General features: G+C 37.7%; 25 protein-coding genes. 2 read left to right on the forward strand and 23 right to left on the reverse strand.

Features of this window, described 5'->3' with window-relative positions; genetic code table 11:
- Positions 1–107: 107 nt before the first annotated feature.
- The 9 genes from ilvC to DWX96_RS09465 all read right to left on the reverse strand — a co-directional run bounded on the left by ilvC (position 108) and on the right by DWX96_RS09465 (position 8,008).
- Positions 108–1,130, reverse strand: coding sequence for a ketol-acid reductoisomerase (gene ilvC / locus DWX96_RS09425; RefSeq protein WP_117698982.1), 1,023 nt, complete (start codon positions 1,128–1,130; stop codon positions 108–110).
- Positions 1,131–1,154: 24 nt separating this feature from the next.
- Positions 1,155–1,655, reverse strand: coding sequence for an acetolactate synthase small subunit (gene ilvN, locus DWX96_RS09430; RefSeq protein WP_022242269.1), 501 nt, complete (start codon positions 1,653–1,655; stop codon positions 1,155–1,157).
- 187 nt (positions 1,656–1,842) lie between these two features.
- Entirely contained in the window at positions 1,843–2,205 is a 363-nt protein-coding gene (locus DWX96_RS09435) for an Hpt domain-containing protein (protein ID WP_158564615.1), read from the reverse strand.
- Positions 2,206–2,282: 77 nt separating this feature from the next.
- Positions 2,283–2,507: a hypothetical protein gene (locus tag DWX96_RS14605; protein WP_242988778.1), complete on the reverse strand. Its 225-nt coding sequence runs from the start codon at positions 2,505–2,507 to the stop codon at positions 2,283–2,285.
- Between the two features lie 312 nt (positions 2,508–2,819).
- Positions 2,820–3,779: a hypothetical protein gene (locus DWX96_RS09445; RefSeq protein ID WP_118057345.1), complete on the reverse strand. Its 960-nt coding sequence runs from the start codon at positions 3,777–3,779 to the stop codon at positions 2,820–2,822.
- A gap of 347 nt (positions 3,780–4,126) precedes the next feature.
- Positions 4,127–5,101, reverse strand: a complete 975-nt coding sequence (locus DWX96_RS09450; protein WP_158552123.1) for a ribosomal protein L7/L12 — start codon at positions 5,099–5,101, stop codon at positions 4,127–4,129.
- 19 nt (positions 5,102–5,120) lie between these two features.
- Complete coding sequence (locus DWX96_RS09455; protein WP_118057346.1) at positions 5,121–6,233, reverse strand: hypothetical protein; 1,113 nt, start codon at positions 6,231–6,233, stop codon at positions 5,121–5,123.
- A gap of 3 nt (positions 6,234–6,236) precedes the next feature.
- Complete coding sequence (locus tag DWX96_RS09460) at positions 6,237–6,815, reverse strand: hypothetical protein (RefSeq protein WP_022242263.1); 579 nt, start codon at positions 6,813–6,815, stop codon at positions 6,237–6,239.
- Entirely contained in the window at positions 6,815–8,008 is a 1,194-nt protein-coding gene (locus DWX96_RS09465; RefSeq protein ID WP_118057347.1) for an SPFH domain-containing protein, read from the reverse strand. Before DWX96_RS09465 ends, DWX96_RS09460 begins: the two co-directional genes overlap by 1 nt.
- Positions 8,009–8,126: 118 nt before the next feature.
- On the opposite strand from DWX96_RS09465, the gene DWX96_RS09470 reads away from it, so the two are divergent.
- Positions 8,127–8,366, forward strand: a complete 240-nt coding sequence (locus DWX96_RS09470) for a helix-turn-helix domain-containing protein (RefSeq protein ID WP_022242261.1) — start codon at positions 8,127–8,129, stop codon at positions 8,364–8,366.
- 285 nt (positions 8,367–8,651) lie between these two features.
- On the opposite strand, the gene DWX96_RS09475 is transcribed toward DWX96_RS09470, so the two are convergent.
- The 6 genes from DWX96_RS09475 to DWX96_RS09500 form a co-directional block, all read right to left on the reverse strand.
- Complete coding sequence (locus tag DWX96_RS09475) at positions 8,652–8,891, reverse strand: DNA-binding protein (RefSeq protein ID WP_117698976.1); 240 nt, start codon at positions 8,889–8,891, stop codon at positions 8,652–8,654.
- 1 nt (position 8,892) lies between these two features.
- Positions 8,893–9,129: a helix-turn-helix domain-containing protein gene (locus DWX96_RS09480; RefSeq protein ID WP_158552122.1), complete on the reverse strand. Its 237-nt coding sequence runs from the start codon at positions 9,127–9,129 to the stop codon at positions 8,893–8,895.
- Between the two features lie 401 nt (positions 9,130–9,530).
- On the reverse strand, positions 9,531–10,055 hold the full coding sequence (locus DWX96_RS09485) for an O-acetyl-ADP-ribose deacetylase (RefSeq protein WP_117698975.1): 525 nt from the start codon (positions 10,053–10,055) through the stop codon (positions 9,531–9,533).
- Complete coding sequence (locus DWX96_RS09490; protein WP_147338618.1) at positions 10,027–10,248, reverse strand: hypothetical protein; 222 nt, start codon at positions 10,246–10,248, stop codon at positions 10,027–10,029. Before DWX96_RS09490 ends, DWX96_RS09485 begins: the two co-directional genes overlap by 29 nt.
- Before the next feature lie 217 nt (positions 10,249–10,465).
- Entirely contained in the window at positions 10,466–11,911 is a 1,446-nt protein-coding gene (locus tag DWX96_RS09495) for an MFS transporter (RefSeq protein ID WP_117947099.1), read from the reverse strand.
- 19 nt (positions 11,912–11,930) lie between these two features.
- Entirely contained in the window at positions 11,931–14,348 is a 2,418-nt protein-coding gene (locus tag DWX96_RS09500) for a glycoside hydrolase family 3 C-terminal domain-containing protein (RefSeq protein ID WP_117699253.1), read from the reverse strand.
- A gap of 115 nt (positions 14,349–14,463) precedes the next feature.
- On the opposite strand from DWX96_RS09500, the gene DWX96_RS09505 reads away from it, so the two are divergent.
- Positions 14,464–15,222 (forward strand): helix-turn-helix domain-containing protein, encoded by a 759-nt coding sequence (locus tag DWX96_RS09505; RefSeq protein ID WP_117699251.1) that lies wholly within the window; start codon positions 14,464–14,466, stop codon positions 15,220–15,222.
- Positions 15,223–15,331: 109 nt separating this feature from the next.
- Here DWX96_RS09505 and DWX96_RS09510 read toward each other — a convergent pair whose 3' ends face one another.
- From DWX96_RS09510 to DWX96_RS09545, 8 genes are all read right to left on the reverse strand, one after another.
- Entirely contained in the window at positions 15,332–15,964 is a 633-nt protein-coding gene (locus tag DWX96_RS09510) for a hypothetical protein (protein WP_118057349.1), read from the reverse strand.
- 18 nt (positions 15,965–15,982) lie between these two features.
- Positions 15,983–16,201 carry a hypothetical protein gene (locus DWX96_RS09515; protein ID WP_118057350.1) on the reverse strand — a complete coding sequence of 73 codons (219 nt, stop codon included), beginning with the start codon at positions 16,199–16,201 and terminating at the stop codon, positions 15,983–15,985.
- A gap of 149 nt (positions 16,202–16,350) precedes the next feature.
- Positions 16,351–16,803 carry a hypothetical protein gene (locus DWX96_RS09520; protein ID WP_118057351.1) on the reverse strand — a complete coding sequence of 151 codons (453 nt, stop codon included), beginning with the start codon at positions 16,801–16,803 and terminating at the stop codon, positions 16,351–16,353.
- Complete coding sequence (locus DWX96_RS09525; RefSeq protein ID WP_118057352.1) at positions 16,778–17,077, reverse strand: hypothetical protein; 300 nt, start codon at positions 17,075–17,077, stop codon at positions 16,778–16,780. Before DWX96_RS09525 ends, DWX96_RS09520 begins: the two co-directional genes overlap by 26 nt.
- 190 nt (positions 17,078–17,267) lie before the next feature.
- A complete protein-coding gene (locus tag DWX96_RS09530) occupies positions 17,268–18,278 on the reverse strand; it encodes a GGGtGRT protein (protein ID WP_117841112.1) in 1,011 nt (336 codons plus the stop codon).
- Between the two features lie 19 nt (positions 18,279–18,297).
- Positions 18,298–18,990: an iron-sulfur cluster assembly scaffold protein gene (locus tag DWX96_RS09535; protein WP_022243201.1), complete on the reverse strand. Its 693-nt coding sequence runs from the start codon at positions 18,988–18,990 to the stop codon at positions 18,298–18,300.
- 138 nt (positions 18,991–19,128) lie between these two features.
- Positions 19,129–20,706 carry a putative ABC exporter domain-containing protein gene (locus tag DWX96_RS09540; RefSeq protein ID WP_118057353.1) on the reverse strand — a complete coding sequence of 526 codons (1,578 nt, stop codon included), beginning with the start codon at positions 20,704–20,706 and terminating at the stop codon, positions 19,129–19,131.
- Positions 20,699–21,412: an ABC transporter ATP-binding protein gene (locus tag DWX96_RS09545; protein WP_117698561.1), complete on the reverse strand. Its 714-nt coding sequence runs from the start codon at positions 21,410–21,412 to the stop codon at positions 20,699–20,701. Before DWX96_RS09545 ends, DWX96_RS09540 begins: the two co-directional genes overlap by 8 nt.
- Positions 21,413–21,538 lie beyond the last annotated feature (126 nt).

Below are 21,538 nucleotides of genomic sequence, written 5' to 3' on the forward strand. Positions count from 1 at the left end.
ATTTTCAAGGCTTGAAAGCGGTTTTCATCAACACATTTTGTCCTATAACTCTAAAAAAAGCTGCCGCAATCGCGACAGCTTTTTTATCATCTTTTTGAAGTATCAGATTAGTTGTTAACCAGCTTATCTTCTTCGTTGTTCCAGCTATACAGCTTACGAATTTCTTCGCCGACTTTCTCTGATGGATGCTCAGAAGCAAGCTTTCTCATAGCTTTGAAGTGTACCTGGCGTCCTGCCGGTGACATATCAAGTAAGAATTCTTTTGCAAAAGTACCATCCTGAATATCTGTTAAAATCTGTTTCATTGCTTTCTTTGTCTCAGCAGTAACAATCTTAGGTCCTGTGATATAATCACCATATTCAGCAGTGTTAGAGATAGAATATCTCATTCCAGCGAATCCTGACTGGTAGATTAAGTCAACAATCAGTTTCATCTCATGGATACACTCGAAGTATGCATTTCTTGGGTCATAACCAGCTTCGCAAAGTGTTTCGAAACCAGCCTGCATAAGTGCACAAACACCGCCACAAAGAACTGCCTGCTCACCAAAGAGGTCTGTCTCTGTCTCTGTACGGAAGGTTGTCTCAAGAAGTCCTGCTCTTGCTCCACCAATTCCAAGACCATATGCTAATGCCAGGTCAAGTGCTTTACCGGTTGCATCCTGCTCTACTGCTACCAGACAAGGAGTTCCTTTTCCAGCCTGATACTCAGAACGTACAGTATGTCCTGGTGCCTTAGGAGCGATCATTGTTACGTCAACATCCTTTGGAGGTTTGATACATCCGAAATGAATGTTAAATCCGTGAGCGAACATTAACATGTTTCCTGGCTCAAGGTTTGGCTCAATATCGTTCTTATACATATCTGCCTGTAACTCGTCATTGATAAGAATCATAATAATATCAGCCTGTTTTGCAGCTTCTGCTGCTGTATATACTTTGAATCCCTGTTTTTCTGCTTTTGCCCAGGATTTGCTACCATTGTAAAGTCCAATAATGACATCACAGCCTGATTCCTTTAAATTTAATGCATGTGCATGTCCCTGGCTACCGTAACCAATGATGGCGATTTTCTTACCATCCAGTAAGGAAAGGTTACAATCTTCCTGATAATAAATTTTTGCTGCCATTTTTTCAGCCTCCTGTTTTAATGATTAATCTAAATATGTAACATCGGCAGACCCTCTGGTCAAACCTGTGATACCGGTTCTAGCGAGCTCTAATATCTCATAGCCCTGTAACAGATCCATAAATGCATCTAATTTATCCTGATGCCCTGTCAGTTCAATTACCATGGAATCGTTGGTGACATCAACCACCTTGCCATGGAAAATATTGGTAACGCTTAAGATTGCCTGACGTTCTGTATCCTTTGCTTTAATCTTAACCAGAATCAGTTCTCTTGTAACGGATGTACCCGGCTCTAATTTTTTAATATTGCGCACATCTTCTAACTTTGCCAACTGCTTCTCAATCTGCTCTAAAATCTGTTCGTCACCACTTGCTACTATCGTAATTCTGGTATATCTTGGATCTGCAGTTACACCAGAAGAAAAACTATCGATATTGTATCCTCTCCGGCTGAAAAGTCCTGAAATATGACTTAATACACCAGAAGTATTCTCTACTAAAATAGATAATGCCTGTTTTCTCATGCGAAAACCATCCTTTTTCTTTCATTCACATTACAGTTATTCTAGCATATCAGTTCTGTTTGTCAATACTAAAATGGCTTAAAGTAATAATATTTTTTTATGCAATAACCTATGGTTATATCATTAATAACAATAACAGAAAACTACAAGAAACACATTTTGCAATCTGGCAGGCTGCCTGCATAAATTACGGCTGTGAATCCCTGTATTTCCGGATAATATCAATTGTCTTCTGATAATCCATTCTGACTTTCCTAAATTGCTGCAGCATCTCTTCTCCGTATATTTTATAGCGGAGCTGTTCGCACAGAATTATGCTTGATTTGCTCAGCCGTCCCAACCCGAGCGTCATGGTCTCTCCCTTTAAGGTATGTACCAGATCAAAGGCTTTCTCATAATCCCTTTCCTGTAAAGCTTCATCAATCCGCTGTACTTCATCGTTTTCTAAGAATTTTATCAAAAAACGGTGTACCAGCTCTTCCTTCCGGAGTCTGCGCATGACCTCTGCATAATCTCCCTCCAGTTCCTTGTAGCATTGCTCTAAATCCATACTCATATTCCCTTTCTGTTGATTTTCTCATAGCATTATAGTACACCACCGTTTTTTCTTTTTCAAGCAATTCTTCCTTATTGTCTGGTGTTTCCATCCGGCTGCACCGGCAGTTCATTCTGTTGCTTTACACTTTGTTGTCCTTCCGAGAGCATAATAAGCGTCCAGGTTATTTCTTTTCTTGCATATTCCAATGTCTCTTCTCCATCATATACCGTATCAACCTGGTACTTACGAAATACAAGAATATCTGTAACAGCTTCTGCCATGCTTTCTTCGTCTTCTGCATAGAGTAACTTCATAAAAACATCCTCCTTGTTGCATAACCTGCCAGGCATACCATAACTAGCTTCTTACAAGCATTTTGGAACTATAGAAAACACATTTTGCAGGAAAGCAATTTCCTGTAAAACAAAAAAGCCAGGATAAAATCCTGACTATATTTTCGGGGAGTACCTCCCGAACTCCGAAGAGCCCGAGAGGCATGAGTTATGAAAAATTATATTAGCTTAATAGCTAGTACTTTTATACTATATCTTATAAAAATATGTTTGTCAAGTGTTTCCCTACAATTTTTCTTAGGGACTTACTTGGGTATATTTCCATTTGAATTTCTACAGTTTTTGATATATTTTTTCTACGTCATAATCCGGCGCCATAGTTGCTGCAATTTCATATATCTTCCTGATATTTTCCGGCTCTTCTTCCAGCATATCAGATGTTTCTTCTACGGAGTTGCCTTTTTGCAGTTTCTTGATTACCTGACGAATTAGTTGCAGTTTTTCGCCCTGCTCCAAACCTTCTTCCAACCCCTGTTCCAGACCTTGTTTTCGACCCTGCTCCAATTTATTTTCCAGTTCTTTTTCAATTTCATCTTTCATTAATTCACGCAATGCTTCACACATCTCATTTTGCCTCCTTAACAGACTATATACCTGCTTATTTGCATTTACACTTACTTGAAGTACCGAATCAATATTGCTCCGTTCATTCTTACTTTCCAAATAATGTATCTGTTCCAAAAATAGTTCTGCATCCTGCATCTCTACCTGTGTAGTCAATACCCGCAGGCTGCAATGAGCTTTTCTTTCCAACTGACTTGTTACTACAACTTGTACTGGGAACGGAACTTTTCCTCTTACATAATAAATTCCAGGATACATTTTTTTCAGGATATATCCTTCTTTTTTCAGTTCCAGAAAAAGTGCCTTCGGATAAGCATTCCGAAAAAAGGATACGGTCACCTCAGATGCTGGAATTTTATTGACTGCTATCCCCTGCGCCTTATATAAGCTGGCGTATCCAATTACCTTAAAGAAGGAATCTATCGTCAATTCATCTCCCGGTCCCTTATACTCTAAAATATTGTGTCCCCTCATAATATGACCAATTTCATTTTGTAACGTCCGCTTCCAATCCATCTTTTTAATAATCACAAGATTAATCTGAAGTGGTTTCTTACTCAAATTATACTCCGGAATTAATTCCAGTACATCCAGATCTTGTCGCAGTTCCAGTTCTGTTGCTGCACAAAACGCCGGATGCCATTGTAATTTTTCTGCTTTTCCTGACATTTCTTCTCCTTTCTTTTGTCTTGGAGAGTATACTTTTGCAATGTCACTTAACCGCAACAACCTTTGTCTGAAAGAATTCTCTCCGCTTCATTTAATGTGAAATAAAAGCTTTGAAAATTCCTGTTATCATATCAGGTTATGTGGTGAACCCGGCGAAATGATAGAATACCGGTATACTTCTGACAGGCTATGTGCCATTGAAATGTATATAGAAATATCAAGCTTTGATTGCATTATAACATGATGAAATGAAAATGTCAGTAAAAAAAGAAAGCATCTGCCCTCCCTTAATCGGATAAGCAGATGTTTTCCATCTCAATTTCTTTCAACTTCTATTTTTGTATCTGTTACATGCATCTTGCTCCGCACTTTGTGCAGAATTTTGCCCCGGGCATAATTTCATTTCCACACTGTGAACAGAACATTTTCTGAGCTTCCTCAACTTTGGTGCCGCATTTCGGGCAGAATTTTGTGCCGGATGCAAGTTCGGCACCACAATTATTGCAATAACAACCACCTTGTTCCTGTTTATCTCTATACTTCATTTTACTTGTTGCACCAATTGCATCAAGTTCCTGTTTCATTTCTTCTAATACTTCCAAAGAACCTTTTATAAAGAAACCATTTCCAGCTTCAATTTCATCAATACATTCTTTTGCTTCCCTAAGATCTGATCCTGTATATTCTCGAATCAATTTAATCAGCTGAACCCTCTTGTCTCCTGTAGATGTAATAATCAATGCTGCTTCTGTGTCCATTTCTACATACATATCATCTTCATCCACATCTGAATCATTTTCATTCATATCCATTTCATAATCTGCTCCAAGATTATCCAAAACTTTTATTAACTCTTCTACTCTTTCATTTCTGGCTGAAATTTGAAATCCATTATTTTCTGACAAATCATTTAAAAGTTTTAATTCCAAATCTTTTCTATCTAATCCAAGTATCTGATGATATGCTTCGATTACTTTTTCTCCCTGATCTCCTAATGAAAAAATTGCAATAGATGTATTCATTTCTGCATCATCTTCATCTTGCCAATTCTTTTGAATATAAGTAAATGCACCTGCCTCATCCAATTCCTGTTGCATCTGCTGTAATAATTCTAAAGACTCTAATGTACACACGGTTGACTGTTCATCTAAAATATTGCCATTAATTAAATTGCTTAACTCCGTATAATCTGACTGCAGATATTTTTGAATAATTGATATAATCTGTACCGGGTTAGGACCAACATCTGTAATTACAATTCTATATTCCGGTATCTCCTGCTGTACTCCCTTATTTCCAAATAATGATTTCATGAATCCCATTTTCATTTCTCCTTTTCTACTAGTAGTATTTTCCGGCTTCAATTAATAAAGGAATAATTTCTTCCGGTTTTATCTGCTGCAGTTGTTCTAATCTGCTTCCGATACGATTGATATTCTGTATATTCATTTGTTCCTCATCAAAGCGACGCTGTAAAATCTCATGTCTTTCCTGTAATTTCTGAATCTGTTCATCCATTTTATCAATATTAAGCTGTGCATCATCTTTCTGTGGATTTGCCGTAATGAACCCAAGAATAACAAAGTAAATCAAAATACCCAGAATAATTACACCAACAGACACTGCAACACGGAGAATTGTCCGGACACAGCTCCATAAAATGCGTAAAATTCCTGCAAAAAATCCATAATTCATTGCATTGGCAAATAAATGTCTCACATCAATAATCCAGCGGAACAGGGAAACAGCACACCATACCAGTACTAACGCACAGATAATACCGATTGCAATAGAAATTGCCTTGCGGACAGGGGAAGTCTGGCTCCAACGCTCTGCAAACTCTTCCTTTTTCCGTGTCAGTGTGTTTTCCTGCAATTTAGACATTTCAGTTACCTGTTGTATTTTAGAACTAATCTCATTCTGCTGTACATTCCGCTCATTCAATGACTTTCCAAGACTTGCTAAAGCGATCTGTCTGCCGTCATTTAAAATGCCTTCCATCTCCTGAAGAATCTCTGGAGTAACATCCTCACAGCGATATATTTGCTGAATATAATCTCCTATCTCCCCCCAATTTATATGTTTCTTCTTTTTTTCACATAAAATCAGTCCATAATAGCCCTTACAGCTCCACATAAAATCATTACGGATTCCTGTAAATTCTGCTTTTGCTGCCGAAATGTTTCCCTGATTTAGTAATGTCATGGCATTTTTATAACGGTTATCCAGACCATCTCTTCCACTTCCTCCGGCAACAGCAGCAGTCAGATTGATATTTTCAATTGTTTTCTTCAAATCCTGATGAATATTTTCAATATGTTCATCTGTTTTCTGAAACTCTTTTGATAAATTATGTACCAGGAAAAGATTATCACATGCCATGCATTCATACTTTTCATCTGTAATTTTTCTTACTGCACCACTGCCACAACTGGGACATTTTATTTCTTCCATTTTCTAGCCCTGCTCCTTTGTATTTTTTATTTTTCTGATTTCAAGCTGCTTCATGATTGCTCCGCAGATTTCCGCAAAAGCGGCTTCATCTGTTGTTGAAGAAAGCTGCAATATCAACTGTCTGATTGCCTCATTTTCTGTTGCCACTGCCGGTGAACTGACCGGATCACTGTATCGCATCTTTTCCAGCACTTTGTCAATTTCTTTGCGGTTGACCTCATCTGTAATCTGCACTCTGCAAATTTCAAGCTGCTGAATAAGTCCTTTAAACACTTCGATGGAACTCTGTTCCTGTGTCTGAACCTTTGTAATATATTTATTACTTGCTGCCATAGCAATCTCAATGATAATGAAAACTGCTAAAATCGCACTCTGTAACAAATAGGAATACACCTGATAATCCTTCGGAATTTTCAGGCAGACCTTAAAGAAAACAAAAATCTGAATTACAAGATAGACTCCGCTCAGATATACAAGCGGCATCTTTAATGCTGCCTTTTGTTTTTCCTGTTTATGAAATACCAGAAATGCAAAAATTGGCTGCATCAATATTGCAATCAGGCAAAATATGTACTTGAACATTATTTCTCCCTCCTCGTTCCGCATTTCGTACAGAAATTAGCTTCCGGCGGCATTTCATTTCCACAGTTTGCGCAGAAAATCTTCTGTGGAATCACCACTTTTTCACCACACTGGAAACAGAATTTAGCATCCTTCGACAGACTCGTTCCACACTTGACACAGGTAATATTTCCACCTTGCGCCTGCGGCTGTACTGCTGGCTGCGACTGTGTTGCTGCAATATCCGGCTGCATTGCTGCTGTCCCTGTCTGCGCTGCTGTTACCGGCTGTGCCTGAACTGCTGCATCCATATTGTTTTTCATCATGTCACCCATGGAAAACGCCAGTGGAATCTGTGCCATCATATTCGCCGGATTCGCTGCAAAGCCTTCATTCTGTGCAAATGTTCTGCTTACATCAAACTGCTGCTCCTGTTGCCAGGTATATCCCTGCAGTTCTCTCGCTTTGGCAAGTCCTTCTGCTTCAATTACGGTAGCATCACGATTTCCCATTGCTTCAAACCGCTTCTGTGCCATGCTGTTATCTAATTTTTTAAGTTCTTCCAAATCGTCCGGCTTAATGGTAACTGCAGACACAAAGAAATTTAAAATCCGGATGCCATAGCCTTCAAGGTCGCTTTCCACCTGACCGGCAACGTTTTCGGAAATTTCATTCAAATGCTGGTTGAAAACATTGTAGCTATATTTGCTGAGTTCTACTGCAATGCAATTTTTTACTCTTGCAACTAAAAGGTCTTTAAAAAATTTCTGAATATCTTTGGTGGTCATTGCTTTTTCGGTACCAACCAGATTAATCAGAAGCTTTCTTCCATCCTCTATTTTCAGTCCGAAAGAACCACTGGCACCGGCACTGTAACTATAGCCGTAATTCGGATCACGAACTGTCACCTGACTTGGTGTTCCCCATGCGATATCCATCATGGTCGCAAGGTTAATAAAATAAACCTCCACATGGAACGGACTTACTCCGCCCGAAACCAGATTTCTTATTTTGGAAATAAGTGGAATGTTTTTCGTTTCTAAGGTATAACGACCTGCTTTAAAAGAATCCAGTGCCTGTCCGTCACTGAAAAATACTGCCTCCTGCGACTCATGCACAATCAATTGTGACAGCGTATTAAAGTCTTCTGCGGGATGCTTATAAATAAGAGTTGAATTATCCCCTTCATATTTGATCACTTCCTGAATAGCCATCAAACTTTCTCCTTCCGTAAATTTATATAAACTCCTTTCTCGATTATACTACAAAACTTCCATTTTGGACACTTTTTTCTTCCATTTTGGATATTATTTTCTCAACGAGGTGATACATATGTCAGAAAGAATTAATCAACACCTGCATCCACTGGTAGGTTCTAACATCCGGAGACTGCGGAAAGAACAGGGTTTGAAAGCCACCGAAGTCATTGCGAAGCTCCAATGTGATGGCATCAATGTAACTACCGGCATATTCAGCAAGGTGGAAAATGGTTATAATAACCCAACGGTAGATATGCTGATTGGATTGACCAAGATTTTTAATTGTGATTTTAATGAATTCTTTAAACAATAACAGGCAGCTAAACGGTGAATGGTTTAGTTGCCTGTTGTTGTTTTGTCATATAAAAGGGGAGCTACCAATATTATTTTTTGAAATATGTTATTTTCTACAATGTTGTCCTGTCGTTGACTTTGCCTGATTCTGACATAATCACACTACACATAACATCAAGTGTCTAACACGTTTTTATTATATCATCACCATCTTTTTTTACAATACTAACGCTTATGAAATATACTAATAAAACAAGGTCAGTCTTTCCACACCATGGTGATTCCAAGACTGACCTTAATGTCACTAATTCATATTCTGTTGCAATTCTTTTATGTTGTCCAAATCAGACAAATCCATTCCTTCATATCTCTCAACAAAATCTATCAATGTTGATTTACGAACCTTTAGACTACCTAATCGAAGTGCAGATAATAGTTTTCTGTTAATCAACTCATATACCAGATGCCCATTCACCTCTAATACCGCTGCCGTCTCACGCACATTGTACAAAAGCTTTTCGTCTTTTAAATCCTTTTTATCCATTTTACACCATCCCTCCTAAATATGTTCCTAAAATCGTATTTGCATCAGTTTTGTAAAAATTAATAAATCTAAAAAGCATCTGAATACTCATTCCCTTTGAGCCTTCCTCAATTCGTGCATAATGACATAAACTCATATCCATTTCCTCAGCCGCCTTCATCTGTGTCATTTTTCTTTTTTCACGTAAATCTCTTATATTATTTCCAATCACATATGGATCAAATTTAGTTCTGCTCACTTCTGCCACCTCCATCAATTAACATCCATACTCCTCTGCATGTGATATTTTTCTCTTACTCATAATAAATTATCTCCTTTACGATTTCGTATTGGAGAGCTCCGGCGCCTTCACTCTCGTGACGTGCTCTCTCAAGCACATGTTTATTGTATATTGTCATGGATGAATTACCGACCGTGTTTACGCGACAATTTTGTCGTGTTAACACGACATTTGCATCTGCTTCTAATATACTTAAATATTTTTTACAGATAGGACTTCCGTTCGAAGCAAAAAAAAGAATCCATGCCTTTCCCGCATGAATTCATTTTATCGTTCCTTACGCATCCTTATATTCTATTTTTAATGGTGTATGTGTCTCAAATATCTGTCATATATAAAGTCTGCTATAATTAATACAATTATTTGTCGTATAATTTATCAACCTCGGCTTCATACACCGATTCAGTCTGAGTATCAAACAGCACCCATTCCACCAAATCGAAGCTGTCCGGATTATCTTGCAAGAACCTGTTTACTGTATGTACTGCAATCTTTGCTGCCAACTCAACCGGAAAACCATATGCTCCCGTTGATATGGAAGGAAATGCAATAGACCTTATTCCATTATCCATTGCTAACTTCATAGAATTAAAATAGCAGTTAGCAAGAAGTTCCTCTTCTCTATTTCTTCCACCATTCCATATCGGTCCGACAGTATGTATAACATCATCACATGGCAGATTATATGCCTTAGTGATTTTAGCCTCTCCCGTATCACATCCATGAAGTGTCCTGCACTCCACCAGAAGTTCCGGTCCTGCGGCTCTGTGAATAGCACCATCTACTCCGCCTCCTCCAAGAAGAGAGCTGTTTGCTGCATTCACGATTGCCTGCACATCTGTTATTTTCGTAATATCACCTTTTATCGTCTTGATCAAGTACATTTTCTTCTCCTTTATCTTCAACAATTAATGCTAAATAATATGCAAATGGAATCAATATTTTCTGCTGTACAGAACTCTCATCATACACAATTATCTTCTTTTGAATAGCATTTAAATCTGTGAAATACGCTAAATACAGACTGAACAATTCCCAATATGTTTGATCCCAAATCAAAGCCTTTTCTTCACTCACTTTTATAATACGTGGAAAAAGCATAATTTGTAGAAATCATTTTTATAGTTAATCCATAATTATTACAAACAGATTCTATCACCCTATCTATATGATCTGCTATATATTCAGAAACATTATCACGTACAATACTATTTTCATATATAAAATCATCAATTGTCATTCATATCACTTTTTTCTAAACTCATCAATTATAAGGTCATCACAACTAATTGAATCATTTTTTATTTGTGCTTTTTATTTCCGCTACCAGTTCTTCATACTTACGTTCGTCAATAATATATTTCCGTTTAATCAGTATATAAGCAGCTCCTATAGAAATTACCGGAACAGCTACAATTCCAAGACGCAATATAAATCTTTGTCCGGCATCTGCTGTCTGAATAAATTTATCTGCCTGTACAATTACATTTTCCGAAGTAAGTTCTCCTGTACCAGCTTTTATTTCTAATCCGGATATTTTCTGACTGATTGCATAAATATTGCTTATAATCAGTATTAACGCAACAACCGCCTGATCAACTGCACTTGCTAGCTTTGTTGCAAAAGATCTTACTGCTGAGATAATACTGTCATGTCGTTCATGAAACCGGACTTCATCATACTCTATGGTATTATTTAACATGACAATCATCGTCATATTGAATGCCCCCTGCGAAAAGAAGATTAGAAAACCGATGATATTCAGTAAAACAACACTTTTTGGTACAATGTAGCCTACACTCATAAAAAGTATATACCCAATGACTGTAATGCTGGTAGCTGCAGTTATAATCTGATTTCGTGTGAATTTTGAGGAAAGCCACGCAAAAGATGCCTCTGATATCAGCGTTCCTAATCCATACATAATTGTAAACCAAAATACAAGACTGCCACCTACAGAATATCCAAATTCAAAATAAAAGAAATTCATTCCAATCATAATCAGAAGACCATTTCCGATTTGGAATAATAAACATGCAATTCCAATCACTATCAACTGATCATTTCTCAGGAATATATGAAACATATCTTTTAATGACAGTGTTCTCTTCTTTTCCGGTCGTTTTCTCTCTTTTACTCCAAACACTGTAAGTAGCTGGAAACCAATAAAACAAAAAGCAATCACAATCGCAGCCGTCCGATATGCCATAATCGCATTTCCAGCTACCATATCAGGGAGCAGACCTGCAACAGAAAACTGTCCGATACAGATAAAAATTCCCTGTACGGTTACCAGCCAGTTCCGTTCTCCCGGATCTGATGTAAGACTCGGCAGCATTCCCCAATAGGCAATATCATTCATTGTGTAAGTCATTCCCCATAAAAGATATCCCACTCCAAAAAATGCAACAAATCCCCATCCTTCCGGCCTTACTGTAAACAAGCAGATAATTATCAGGCTGTTTAAAATTACTCCTATAAAAATCCAAGGTTTAAATTTTCCGGCTTTCAAATGCGAATTTTCAATAATAATTCCCATCATTGGATCATTAATGGCATCCCACAGCAGACACACTACCATAATTGCTGATATTACTGCATATTGGGCAACTGTCAGTTTCATCGTATATTGAATATATGTAAGAAGAAACATAGAGACAAGTGCATACGCCATATCTCTTCCGGTTGCTCCTATACAATAGCTCCATTTTGTGCGTTTATCCAATTTATTGTTTTCCATATACGACTTCCCCCTCTCTCTATTTCTTCAGCAGTCTTTTTAAAGCCTGCAGATATTTTTTATTTGCATTGTAAACTAACATATCGATTAACTTCGGAGTTGCAATTCCACCACTGGTTGCAATCAGTCCTTCCAGATTTCCTTCTTCGACTCCCATTTTTACCATTTTAAAGGCCGGGTCCCGCTCTGATTTTCCCCGAAGTATAATCTTAAGTCCAATATGTACGACTCCACGAACAATTTTTCCAAACATTGAGACATTTACCACATCCTGATAGGAATCGTAAACCGTATACTCTCCACGCTTTTTTTCTTTGTCATGTTTCGGTTCACCGCCTAATAGCTGATAAAATTGTTCTGCACTGATTTCCATTCCATGTGGCTGCTCTCTAAAATAATCCGGAAACAGTTCTCTTTCATTTCTAAAATAACTATTTCCTACTACTTCCATATTCGCCTTTAATTGCAAATCATGTACCGATGCTCCGATACAGATCTGATATTTGCCGCTTAACATGGAAAAGGCTTTTTTCTCTACATCATAGACGGAAAAACTTCTTTCATCCAGCTCTAGTATAACTTCTTTTTCTTCACCCGGATGCAGATATATTTTTTGAAATCCCTTTAGTTCTATATGGCTTCTGATAACATCTGATTCAATCGGGCAGATATATAACTGTGCTATTTCTGCTCCACTCACTTTTCCGATATTTTTAATTTTAAAACGAATTTGTATCTTTCCACCACTATATACTTCCGGTACATTCAATTCCGAATAGGAAAAAGAAGTATAGGAAAGTCCATAACCAAACGGATATTTTACCGGAACATGGAATGTCTCATAGTAACGATAACCTACAAAAATGCTTTCCCTGTATTCTACATCATCATTCGGAGGTGCAAAATATCTCCATGCCGGAGTATCTTTTTCTGAAAGCGGAATTGTCTCTGCCAATTTACCGGATGGATTCACCTCTCCACTGATTAAGTCAGCAACAGATTCCCCTACAGCCTGTCCTCCGAGGTACATGTGAAGAATTGCTCCTACATTCTTTTCAAAACTAAAATCCATAGGCGCACCACCGAAACTAATTGCTGCAATATGATTTTTTCCGACAGTTTCTGCAATTTCAGCCAACAGCTCTTCCTGATTTTGAGGGATTTTAAGATTTTTCCTGTCGTATCCTTCTCCTTCATAAGATTCTGTAAGACCGATAAAATATAGAATCACACAATCCTTTTTTCTATATTCCTGTTTCAGTTTTTCTATCGTATCCTGTAGTTGCTTTTCTCCTAATTCCTCCGTTTCATTCTGATATCCCTGTATATAAGTTACCTGATATCCTTTTTCACGTATTGCTTCAATCGCATTTGTCATCTTCGTCGGCTGGATATGACTGCTCCCACCTCCCTGAAACCGCATCTGCCTGGCAAGCTCTCCAATAATGATTACCTTCTTCTCTTTTCCAATTGGCAAAACACTATTATTTTTCAAAAGTACTGCACTTTCATTTTCCAGTTTACGTGCCACCTGATTCTGTTCTTCCATATCTACCTCATAATTTTCTTCTATATTTTTATGAAGTGATACAAAATTCTGCAGAACATTCTTAGTCCAGTTATCCAGTTCCTGATCCGTAATCCGGCCATCCTTATACGCTTCTTTTAACACATCTGTGTGGAAGCCTTTCGGATCTGGCATTTCCAGTGTCAGACCATTTTTCATACAGCTTACAATATCATTTGCTGCTCCCCAATCCGACACCACACCACCTTGATATTTCCATTCTTTTCTCAGAACATCTGTCAGTAAGTATTTATTTCTTGCTCCAAATTCGCCATTAATCCTGTTGTATGAAGCCATTACAGAAGTCGGTTTTGCTTTTTTCACAACTTCTTCAAAAGCCGACAGATATATTTCCCTAAGAGTTCTTTCATCAATCTGGCTATTGGATGTCATTCGTCTTGTTTCCTGTGAATTAACAGCATAATGCTTTAAACTCGTACCTATTCCAAGGCTCTGTACACCTTCGATATATCCCGTTGCCAGCTTTCCTGTCAAATACGGATCTTCACTGAAATATTCAAAATTTCTTCCGCATAAAGGAGAACGCTTGATATTGATTCCGCAGCCTAGCACAATAGATATCTGCTCTTTTTTTGCTTCTTTCGCAATCGCTTCACCCATCTTTTTAACAATAGCAGGATTCCAACTGCAGGCTATTGCACTTGCAGTTGGAAAACAGGTTGCTGGCTTACTGGTTTCAATATCCCCAATCTTTTCCTGTTCCAGTTTTCGAATCCCATGTGGTCCGTCTGTCATCATAATAGAGGGGATTTTCCCATTACAGTCATAAGTATGCCAGTCACCAACACCGCCTAAAAGCCGGATTTTTTCATCTATTGTTAACTGTTCGCATATTTTATCAATGTTCATCTCTTTTCCTCTCTCTTAATCTCTTAATTGTATTTTATCTATTTCTGGCATATAATTATATTGATTTATCGTGTTTTATATCAATTTATCGTGTTTTTGACAGGAGGAATTACCTATGTATAAAATGAAGTCAGACATCAATTTTTCACTCACACATGAAATGTTGGAAAATGCAGAAAATGAACGGATACATACATCTTATGCACAGGAAAAAGCAATTCTCGAATGTGTTTCAAACGGAGATATTCACGCATTGGAGAATACCTATTATTCACTCCCAACAACTGTTTACGGAAAGATGACCTCTTCCAATTCCAAATTAAAATTACTTTTTTATGCAAGTATTGCTAATACAACTTTAGTTACCAGATATGCCATCGAAGGAGGACTTAATGAGGAAACTGCTTTTTCCTTAAGTGATGTATATATACGAAAAATGGAACAATGTACCGATGTTGACGCTTTAATGAAATTAAATGAACAGATGGCTATTGAATTTACGCTTCGTGTTGCTGAAGCAAAAAAGACTCCAAAAAACTACTATTCACCAGCTATTTCTCGCGTCATTGATTATATCTATCATGGTAAAAATAAAACTTTAACCTTAAATCAACTGGCATCTTTAGTTAATTTAACACCTAAATATCTGTCTGCCCTGTTCCATAAAGAAACCGGACAGACGCTTACTGTTTTTATCCATAAAGTTCTTATTGAAAAGGCACAGAATTTACTGGCACATTCCGACTATAGTCTGGGTGAAATCAGTACTTACTTGAATTTTTCATCTCAAAGTTATTTTATTTCTATTTTTAAGAGATACACTGGTATAACTCCCGGACAATATCGTAAAATGCATCGCCAGATTAGTTGGTAAAATAGAAAATAAAATAAGAATATCGATGATTAAACGTTACTATCGCCAGAACTTTTCTCGTCTTGAAGATAAAAGAAAGCTACCAGTTTTTCCTCTGATAGCTTTCCATTCATTCTTGTTCTGTTGGGAACATCGCTGCTTCCAGCTTATTCATCTCTGTATCCGAAAGACCATATTTTCCTGAATTATCTTTTTCCACGGATACTTTTACAGTAACAGTTTTTCCATAACTGTTCTTTTCAAGACTCTTCTGGACACTTTCTGTTAATACGGCTGCAAAGACTTCCGGATCATTTCCATCCAATCCCTGCTTTATTTTTTCATTGTTTACCTCTGTAGAGCTTTGTTGCAATGTCTGAAATACATTGGATGGTTCAACTTGTACACTTACTGTATAAACTCCATCCTCTTCTTTCACATCCTGTACTTTGTATTTTGCCAGTTTCTTTACTTCTGTCAGTTTTTCCGTATAATCAGCAATTCCTTTATCCGTAATGTTATCGGAATCATCAAATTGCTTTTGGATGCTCTCATTAAAATCCTCTTCGATTTCTTTCTTTGCATCTTTTTCCGAGAGTTCTAACAGATTCGCATAGTCCTTATATTCTCCATGATAGTATGCATCAAGAGAACTTTGGGCGTAAGATTTGGCATCGAAGTCTGGTTGTTTAGAGCACGCACTAATCCCAATACTTAACATTATCGTTCCCAAAATCATTAGATACTTTTGTAAGTTTTTCATCCTGTTATCCTCATACTTTTACTTTACAAAAAAATTTACAAATTTTCCGGCCTTTGATGGTAGTTTAAATTTATATTCTTGTCCTTCATACTTGAAAGAAAACTTTCCACCAAATAATCCGGCTTTTCCTTGGATATTTTTCATATTTGGAATATAAATTTTTGCTAATTGTTTGCCATAAGAATTATCAATATTGGCTCGGTGAATATATAAAATATCTTCATATACACTCAGCAATACTAATCCCTTAACGCTCCCAATAAGACCACCTATTTTATTGCTAAGTGATGCATAAATGTAATTATTTTTTCATCTAAAAACTTATCACTATATAATTGCTTTTCCATTTTTTCTAAATTCATAATTCTTTTTCCCTGTATTTAATATTAAAAACAGAAGGGTCTTTCCGGCAGTTTTTCAATTTTATATTTTTCGAATTTCATTCTATAGTTTGCTTCTAATACTTCATGATTACTAGCTTTTTTCCAATTCAACATCCAATTTTTAAAACCACCATCTCGTACAAAATATCTTTCTTCTGGCCATGATTTTAATTCATTGTAAACCGTATGCAATGCATTATCAAAAAGTTCTTTTTTTCTTGTCCAGCTACTGATGTATACATAATCCTCATATTCTACAATTGTTCCTTTATTTGGGTTTTTAAAATATCGTTCATATCCATTCTTTACGTCCTCAAAAGTCACTTCCCCTTGTAACGGAATATATGCTTTTTGGATTAATTGTTGGGCAATTTGTTCACTATAAATTTCATGCATTTGCATATCCATCGATCGTCTTTCTATTTCTAAACTAGAAGTTTTTTTTCTCATAGCCATATAATGTACTTTCCTTACATGTCAGTTTACAATCATTTTCCATCCATAAATCCCCAAAATCAGCATATGAAATATCCCTATCTACCATTACCTGTCCCACATTTTCATATTCAGATAATGCTTTTCTTCCAGCTATTCTTGCGTCCCTTTTACTAGCAAATTCAGATTTTGATTTACGCTTTCTTTTTCCATCAACACTTGCCATCTCAAATGAATACTCATATACTTTTTTGCCAGACCTCAAAAAACGTTCTCTTACCATAATCTCACTCATATAATTCTCCCTCCACATAATGAATATATAAGTAATACTAATAAATCGACTCTTTGAAATCTATGACCTGCGAGGCTAAAAAATTTAACAAAGTATTTAGATACCTCCTTTAATATGAGAATATAAAAAGAGACTTCCGTCTTAATTTAAACGGAAGTCTCCAAAAATCCTATAAAATCAAGCTTTCTATTTAGAATTTACCAGCTTTTGCTGCTTCCTCAACGGAAACGGCAACTGCTACTGTAGCACCAACCATTGGGTTGTTACCCATTCCGATTAAGCCCATCATCTCAACGTGAGCTGGTACGGAAGAAGAACCTGCAAACTGTGCATCAGAATGCATACGTCCCATAGTATCTGTCATACCATAAGATGCAGGACCTGCAGCCATGTTATCTGGGTGAAGGGTACGTCCTGTACCACCGCCGGATGCTACGGAGAAGTATTTCTTACCCTGCTCGATACATTCTTTCTTGTATGTACCTGCTACTGGATGCTGGAAACGTGTTGGGTTGGTAGAGTTACCAGTAATGGAAACACCAACATTCTCATGATGCATGATTGCAACACCTTCCTGAACATCATCAGCACCGTAACATTTTACAGTTGCACGAAGTCCGTTAGAATATGCTTTTTCATATACAACATTAAGTTTTGCTGCTTTGTAATCATACTGTGTCTCAACAAATGTAAATCCGTTGATACGGGAAATAATCTGTGCAGCGTCTTTTCCAAGTCCGTTTAAGATAACACGAAGTGGTTTCTGACGTACTTTGTTTGCTTTCTCAGCGATTCCGATTGCACCTTCAGCAGCTGCAAAAGACTCGTGTCCAGCTAAGAAACAGAAACACTCTGTCTCTTCCTCTAATAACATTTTTCCAAGGTTACCATGTCCAAGACCTACTTTTCTGTGGTCAGCAACAGAACCTGGAATACAGAATGCCTGAAGACCTTCACCGATTGCTGCAGCAGCATCAGCAGCTCTTTTGCATCCTTTTTTGATTGCGATTGCTGCACCTATAGTGTAAGCCCAGCAAGCGTTCTCGAAACAGATAGGCTGGATTTTCTTTACCTGATCATATACATCAAGTCCAGCATCTTTTGTAATTTTTTCAGCTTCTTCAATAGAGCTGATACCATAGCTGTTTAATACAGCGTTAATCTGGTCAATTCTTCTTTCATATCCTTCAAATAATGCCATTATCTTCGTCTCTCCTTTCTTACTCTTCTCTTGGGTCAATGATCTTAACAGCATCAGCTACACGACCATACTGGCCTTTTGCTTTTTCCCATGCAGTGTTAGGGTCATCACCTTTTTTGATAAAGTCTGTCATTTTTCCAAGAGAAACGAACTGATATCCGATAACTTCGTTGTTCTCGTCAAGAGCGATGCCTGTTACATAACCTTCAGCCATCTCTAAGTAACGAACACCTTTCTCCTTTGTTGCGTACATAGTACCAACCTGGGAACGAAGTCCTTTTCCTAAATCTTCCAGACCAGCACCTACTGCAAGTCCGTCATCAGAGAATGCACTCTGAGTACGTCCGTAAACGATCTGTAAGAATAATTCTCTCATTGCTGTATTGATTGCGTCACAAACAAGGTCAGTATTTAATGCTTCAAGAATTGTTTTTCCCTGAAGAACCTCTGCTGCCATTGCTGCTGAATGTGTCATACCTGAGCATCCGATTGTCTCAACCAGTGCTTCTTCAATCACACCATTTTTTACATTTAATGAAAGCTTGCAGGCACCCTGCTGTGGTGCACACCAGCCTACACCGTGTGTAAATCCTGAAATATCTTCAATTTTTTTGGAATGAACCCATTTTCCTTCTTCTGGAATTGGAGCTGGCTCATGTTTTGCGCCCTTGGCAACAGGACACATGTTTTCGACTTCCTTCGTGTAAATCATTATAAGACTCCTTTCGATATGAAATATATATCATGTTAAACTTTGTTATACATTTAACACACCGCCCTCATTTTCTCACATTTTTTGACATTAGTCCAGTCTTTTTTACAGGAAATGCCCCTTAATTTTCTCAATTTGTTAATCTAATGCCTCCATCCGCTCAAATGCAAAGGATGCTCCGATTGCTCCAACCAGTGTCAGCAGGAATATAACGACTATCATCATAATAAATCCTGCAGTCACAGAAATGAACGCTCCTGTTGCTACTGCCACAATGATTCCGACACATAATACCAGTCCCTGGAACAGCATCCGAAGAATCGTTCTGCCCAGTTCTCCAAACATTTTCCCTATCACGACATCTGCCAGCATATTCATATAAAGCTTATTAGCATTCAGGCACATATATAAAATGACGGTCAAAATCATGTAAGACACCGGAAGTCCCATTACGATACTGCCCGGCAGCGTAATCAGAAGTCCGTCAATCAGCGCACGGATATGCTCCATTTTGGTGGCATACCACATTTTCTTAAAATTGCTGTCCGGAATCAGATAGGTGTATGGATTTTCCAGTTCCTTCGACCACTTCGTCTTATAACCGCTGAAAATAAAGATAACATAGGCAATGACGCCCGGAATTACAAACATTTTAAAAGGCTGGCTGGAAATTTTATTATAATAAGAAACAACCGCAATTGCCACACCTATGACCAGAAACAGCACCGAATTCCAGCCAAAGATAAAGAAACGGTTTTTACGGTATTCTAATACCTGCCGGTAGAAAATTGCTTTAGCGTAAGTTCCCTTATAAGCCATCTTTACATTCCGTAAATACTTTTTCTTGCCATTTCCCACTACAACCTCGCCCTTTTTCGAGCGTTTCATCCGGTCATCATAATCTTCTGCAAATTTTGCAGCATCTTCATAGAATTCTCCGGTACACTTCATCTTTCTCGCATAAAGTACCAGAAAAACAGTACTGGTTAAAAGAAGTACGGTTGCCACCACATTGATTCCTGCAGGACCTATAATAATAAACTGAATCAATGCAATTTCCCAGCCTATAATCGGAATCAGCTGTACCACCGGAAGCTGGATTAAGTCCACAAACACAGATAACTGCATGCCTTTCACCGAAACAAAGTAGATTGCCACCAGTGCAAAAGCTGCCATTACTCCATACATAATATAGGTAAGTACGGTAAAGAACTGTTTAGGAAGTGTTTCATTTCCATAGCAGATAATCATTAACGCTCCCTCTAAAATATTTTCCAGTACACCAGCATAAAGGAAATATAAAATCATCTTATATGGTGTAACACCAAATACACCAATTCCAAGTACCAGTACAAATAGTTCAACAATAAAATTGGTTAAGAACTGCTTCATTCCGGCATGAAGAATAACTTTCTTCGGTTCTTCCGGTGCAGCAAATACAAAATGTACTTCTGACGGGCGGAACAACAGTCCTTTTCTCTTGATATAGGAAATCAGATTTGCCGGAACAATCATAACCATCAGTACGGATAAAACAGTTGCAATTCCTTCCGGGCTGTTTAATCCGAAATCGACAGACATGGAACCAAGTCCATACAATACCAATGCTGCATATAAAACAACAAATACCAGTGCAAGAAAAGTCTGTGGCCGTTTCAGGCTCCGCTTCACTTTATTCTTAATGGTCTGGGAAAAAACAAAGGAAAGACTACTCATGTTCTTCACCACCAGTCTTTGGTTCTGTCACTTCAAAGAACAGTTCTTCTATGTCTTTATCCGCAATTTCATTTTTGTTAAATGTTGCTATAATTTTCCCTTGTTCCATTACAAACATCACATCCCACAAATCTTTTACCATTTCAAGCATATGGGTACTGATAAGAATGGTACAGCCTTTCTCTTTTAACTCAAGCACAACTTCTTTCAGTTCTTTTATGGCTGCCGGGTCAAGTCCAACCATTGGCTCATCCAACATCACAACCTTTGGATGAATAGCAAGTGCACAACAGATACTGACCTTCTGCATCATTCCCTTGGACAATTCATTTCCCAGCTTCTCCTGTTTATCCAGAAGTTCAAAACGTGTCAGCAGTGCATCTATTTCTTCCTCTGTAATGTCACTGTTATATGCCCGCTTCACATATTCGATATGCTCCCGCACCGTCAGTGCTTCAAACATTGCCGGAATCTCCGGTACATAGCCAAATATTTTCTTCGCTTCCAGGCTTCTTGCCTTCATTCCATTAATACCAACACCGCCTTCATAACGAAGGAGTCCTGCAATACTCTTTATAATGGTTGATTTTCCGGCACCATTTGGTCCAAGCAGGATACCGACCTGACCATCCTGCACCATAAAGCTGACATGGTCCACTGCTACATTCTTTCCATATTTCTTAGTAAGTTCTTGTACTTCTAACATTTTCACCCTCCAAAATTCACGAGAAACACTCTTTGTAAGCTTCCCGTATATACTGCGAGAAACACTCTTTTCAAAGTTCTCGTCCAACTAAAAAGCAGCCGTATGTATTACTTAATTAATACAGTA

The organism is Roseburia sp. AF22-2LB (genome assembly GCF_003461125.1).
Lineage (GTDB): Bacteria > Bacillota > Clostridia > Lachnospirales > Lachnospiraceae > Roseburia_C > Roseburia_C amylophila.